This is a genomic window from Ignavibacteria bacterium (assembly GCA_016873775.1).
Taxonomy (GTDB): domain Bacteria; phylum Bacteroidota; class Ignavibacteria; order UBA10030; family F1-140-MAGs086; genus JAGXRH01.
This window is the reverse complement of the sequence record VGWC01000110.1, coordinates 1-5,207: the sequence shown is the minus strand read 5'-3', so window position 1 is coordinate 5,207 and position 5,207 is coordinate 1. Positions and strand designations below refer to the sequence as shown.

5 protein-coding genes are annotated in these 5,207 nt (G+C 40.7%); all 5 read right to left on the bottom strand.

Features of this window, described 5'->3' with window-relative positions; genetic code table 11:
• On the bottom strand, nucleotides 1-661 hold a 661-nt coding region (locus FJ218_10830; protein MBM4167395.1), incomplete at its 3' end, for a Plug domain-containing protein.
• Between the two features lie 191 nt (nucleotides 662-852).
• Nucleotides 853-1,689, bottom strand: a complete 837-nt coding sequence (locus FJ218_10825; protein MBM4167394.1) for a class I SAM-dependent methyltransferase — start codon at nucleotides 1,687-1,689, stop codon at nucleotides 853-855.
• Nucleotides 1,616-1,804, bottom strand: a complete 189-nt coding sequence (locus FJ218_10820) for a hypothetical protein (GenBank protein ID MBM4167393.1) — start codon at nucleotides 1,802-1,804, stop codon at nucleotides 1,616-1,618. Before FJ218_10820 ends, FJ218_10825 begins: the two co-directional genes overlap by 74 nt.
• A gap of 2 nt (nucleotides 1,805-1,806) precedes the next feature.
• Nucleotides 1,807-4,926 carry a T9SS type A sorting domain-containing protein gene (locus FJ218_10815; GenBank protein MBM4167392.1) on the bottom strand — a complete coding sequence of 1,040 codons (3,120 nt, stop codon included), beginning with the start codon at nucleotides 4,924-4,926 and terminating at the stop codon, nucleotides 1,807-1,809.
• Between the two features lie 86 nt (nucleotides 4,927-5,012).
• The coding region (locus FJ218_10810; GenBank protein ID MBM4167391.1) for a T9SS type A sorting domain-containing protein at nucleotides 5,013-5,207 on the bottom strand (195 nt) is incomplete at its 5' end.

Sequence of the window (5,207 nt, the reverse complement as noted above, 5' to 3'; positions counted from 1 at the left end):
CGTTCCATTCATCGTCGGCAGAGTTTTCGTATCGTCCATCGGTTGTTCTTCGCTGAACGCCAACACTCAAATTGAGATTGCGAAAAAGATTATGCGCAAGAACTCCATCGAACAATCCTTCCTCGTACGCGCCTTCTGTATATTTAATTCGAGAGTACGGAATTTTTGAATTGTACGATTTCGTAACAATATTTATTGCAACGGCATTAGAATTCATTCCATACAACAACGAACGGGGGGCGGGAATTAATTCAACACGTTCGATCATTTCTGTGGGAATAAAATTTATATCAGCAATTCCTGTAAGCGGTTCATTCATCGGTCGTCCGTCAATAAAAATTCCGATGTTCCTTGTGCTCATTCCGCGATACGTTAATTGACTCGGTTGTCCAACGCTTCCTAAATCGTTGTAAAAAAATCCGGGAAGTGTTGCGAGCAAATCACCAAGGGAGCGGTAATCTTTCCACGCAAGTTCTTCCGCTGTGATAACAATATTCGACGAATCGTTTTCGAGTGAGCCAAGCGGAAGAGGAGAAAATGTTTTTGCAGAATCGGTTTGTGTTTGGAGTGAATCGGAAAGGAAATTATTCTCGTGCGCAATAAGTTGCATTTGTACGAGAAACGAGAAAGAAAATACAAGAAGAAAATTTCGGAGTATCACGCTGAATATTTTTTCGCGGGAAAATATATTGAAATGGTGTTATTTTCGTACTGCAAACATTGAGAATAATCGTGAACGATTATTCTGTACAAAAAAAAGAATCATCAATGATTCTTCATTATCTTACTCAGAGGAATTTATTCCACTTTCTTTGTTCAGCGAGACAGTTTACTGTCTCGTGGAAGTTGGTATTATTTCTTCTGCAACACAACAGTAATATTATCTTTCATCGAAGGAAGAACAAATGTTTGGACAAATCCATACACAGTTTCGATTGTGTTTAAGCGGTTGGTGTAGTTTTCATATTCGCTTTTGGTAACACGAAACCCGCTTGTTTCACCGATGCGGTGTAATTCTTTTTGCGTGTACTCGCGAAAATGTCCGGGATTATCTGCATTTTCGCGGAGCATTTCGTACGGATTTCTTCCGAGCAAAAGAAATAAACGTTTGAGTGTTGATGCGGCGTTGGGAGTTTGGATAATAAGAAAACCGTTTTCACTCATTATCGAGTGGAGAAATTTCAAAACGAGTGTTGGCGCCACGTGTAAATGCTCTATTACTTCTGCAAGAATAATAATTTCACACGGAGGAATGTTCAGCCATTTGTCCCTCTCTTGCGCATTGTTCAAATCGAAATGGTGAAATGTATTTTTGTTGAAATGAATTTCTTCGGGCAAATGTCCGCCTCTGCTTTGTTCGTGCTCGTAACCGATTGAGAGAATTGTATCGCTCAAAAAAGTTTCGGAAAGCAATTCGGTAAAAAACGACGGACCAACATCACATATACGAATTGGTTGTTGTGAAAAATCTTTTCGCAATGCATTCACAGTATTCAGTAAATACAAAAACCGTTTCGAGTGATAACGAATATATTTCTTCGCTACTTCATCTAAATTACGATGAAGAAAATATTGTTCGATATCGTGCGAAGTTGAAAATGTATTCACGAAAAAATTATCTCCGTTTTTTCTGTTTCGATTTTCGTTCTTGTGTTTGAGATTCAAAAGCAGAAATTTCGATTTGCAAATTCTGCATCGCTTCTTTTTCTGTCCATCCGTGCGCTTTACATCCTAATCCGGGACAATACGCAACATAACCTCGCGCCTTTTGTTCGACATAGACGATGTAATCCTTCTGCGGCATTTTTATTTTAAGAGCAAAAGTTTCTTCGTCTCGGAAAATTTTCCTGCTGTCAATCTATAGAAATATAATCCGCTTGAAAAATTTGTTGCATCCCATTCTCTCTCGTAATTTCTTGCGGGAAGAGTTTCATTGACGAGTGTTGCAACTTCTTCGCCGAGTATGTTGTAAATTTTCAGCGTTGTATGAGAAGAAATTGGCAATTGGAATTTGAAAATTGTCAATGGGTTAAATGGGTTCGGGAAGTTTTGTTCTAATAAAAATTGATACGGTTTTTGAGAAGTTGAAGGCACTGACGCAAGAATTATAAAAAATCTCCATGCTTCACTAAAATCTCCCCAACCAGCATTATTCTTTGCTTTTACACGCCACCAATAAAAATGATTACTTTGTAAACTTGTTACAAACTTCATAGAATCAGTAACTGCTGAATCTATCACTGAAGTAGTAAACAAAGAATCATTTGAGATTTCCAGCCAATAACGTTCTCCTGATGTTCCACCGGAATGCCAAAACAAGCCAGCTCCTAAATCATCTTCAACAGTAGAACCATTTGGAGGAGAAATCAAAACAATTTGCGCCGGTAATTGCTGCGTAGAAAAATTCCAAACGGCAGATGGAGTTCCATAACCGCCAGCATTTTTTCCTCGCACACGCCAGTAATATTTTTTCCCTGTGTTGAATGTTACTGTTTTCTGCGTTGTCGTTATCGTTGTATCGTCAACAACGGGAACGCTGAACAGTGAATCTTCGGAAACTTCAAGCCGATACGATGTTGCGCTGGTAATGCTCCATCGCATTGTAACGGTTGGTGCAAGATTGATTGTATTGTTCGTTGGCGCAAATAATGAAGGGGCAGATGGCGGAAGCGGAACAGTACGGAAACTCCACACATCAGACCAACCGCTTGCACCGTTTTCATTTTTTGCTTTCGCGCGCCAATAGTAAATAATGTTGTTCGATAATCCTGTTACGATACGAGATGTATCTGTGAGCGTCGAATCATTCACGAGTAAATTATTGAAGGACGTTGTAGTAGAAACTTGAATGTGATACAAAGTCGCGTTTGCAACAGTTCTCCACAAAATAGTTACCGGCAACGGTTGATTTGTTGATGCATTTGCAGGAGAAACAAGTGAAGGAGTCGCAACAGAACCAAAAGAGAAATTCAAATTCGATATATCGAAAAAGATATTGCCGAGCGCTTCAATTTTTATACGCGCAGTTGTCGTTGCAATGTTTGGAACATTCACTGCTTCATTTCCGTCATTCGCAGTACTTTCTGCAAGAGTAGTGGAAAACGTTTGTCCTCCATCGGTAGAAAGAAGGATTCTTACGCTCGAACAATTGATGGGCGATGCAGTGGTATTTGCTACGTTCCATTTCACGGTGTCAACAGAATTCATCAACCACGTAACGGAAGTATTCGGATAGGTAATTGCGAACGGACCGGTATTTGCAACCGCGATTACTGTTGTTGATGCTTTTCCCGAACCGCCGCCGTTTGCTCTGTTGTCTCGCACATACAAACGAAAATTCATTGTGCGCGCATAACTCGGAAGTATTTCTCCAATCGTTTGTGTATTGCTTAAAATATTAGAAAGTTTTGGAAATATGCGCGTCGGATTTTCTGTTCCCTTAAAACTGCGAAGGATGGCAGCGTTTCCACTCGGACTTCCCGGAGAGCCTGCGGGACCAAGGTCAAATTCTTCCCAGCAAAATGTAATTGCATCCGTGTCGGGATCACTTCCGGAACCGGTTAAATAAAATGACGTGCTAAGCGGAATGTTACGATTTGCAGAAGGAATAGTCGCTATCGGAGGATGATTTCCTGTTTGCGTAACGACAGGACAATTATTTCCCGAACCAGCGGTTGTGTATGTAATAATTTCATCCAAACTTATTCCGTGAAAATAATCATCGCTGTGCGTTTGTAAATCGTCTGGACTGCAAATTCCTGCGTATGCCATAATGGTGCTTCCGCTTCCCGGTTCGTACGCAGTTCCACCATTTCTATTTCCACCGGCACATGAACCGGATGCACTATTGAATGTATGATTTCCTCCGAATTGATGTCCCATTTCGTGCGCAACATAATCAATGTAAAACGGGTCGCCAATCGGAGAAGTTAATCCTGTAACACCGCGTGCTTTATTTCCTGCGCGACAAATAACACCAAGCCCCGCAACTCCTCCTCCTCCCGTACTAAATACGTGTCCCATATCGTAATTTGCTGTTCCGATAATGTTATCGAGTGTAGTCTGATTTTGTCCAAGCATTGTATAACCGTTATTATTTGTGTATGGGTCAGAACTTGCATTGAGATAAATGAGCGTATCGTTATTTGCAATCAAAACCATTCTCACAGAAACTTCTCGTTCGTACACGCCGTCAACTCTGTTCATTGCCGTTACCATTGCTGCGTGAACGAGAGGTTTTGTTCCACCGTGATACGTAGCGTACTCACCGGTGCAAGCAAGCGCAAGTCTGTACGTTCGTAATTGTTCACCGATTTGTTTAGGAGTTCCGTTCTCCATCAATCGCGCAATCTCATTCGCCATTTCGTTGTGCGGGTCAATGATTCCAAGTTCTTCAAATCTTCTCGACTCATCGGAAATAACTGCGTGCTTGAAATAACTCATATACAACTCCGTATTTCCCTTCGCGTACGGGTCAATGTAAATAGTTGAGCCGGAAGAAAGAATCATTGCGTGAAATCCAACGGGAGTAATATCAAAACGTACAGTTGCAGTTCTGTCGTCAATTCCTTGTCCGAGATAGGTTCGCGTTTCGGGATATTTTACCAAAAGTTCTGGCGCCATAATCGGTGATTCAACAAAACGAAATCGTCCGAAACCGCCATTGGGTAACGGTAAATTTATTATCGTTGGCGAATGACGGAGCGATACCGAATTTTCCATTGGCGCATTGTGAAGAAGTGCAGTGAGTTGTTCCACATTCAATTGCAATGTTCGGAATTGAATCGGACGAATCAATTGTGATTGTAAATTGGGAACTGATGATGCTGAAACGTCCGACCAAATGCCGTCATTGCTTTGTTCTGCAAAAAGTGTGGAAGAAAATAGTACGAAAAAGATTAGAGAGAAAAGAGAAAGTGATTTCATTGTGATCTTAATAATTAGTGAATAAGAAAATCGGTTTCTAATATAAGCAAACCGACTTGAGAGGAAAACGGAAAAGTTGAGTAAAATTATTTCAGAAGAAGAAGTTTCTTCGTCTCCGAAAATTTTCCTGCCGTCAATTTATAAAAATACAATCCACTCGGAGATTGTGTTGCATTCCATTCTCGCTCGTAATTTCCCGCAGGAAGAATTTCGTTCACAAGCGTTGCAACGTCTTCACCGAGTATGTTGTAAATTTTCAACGTTGTTTGTAAGGGCAATTC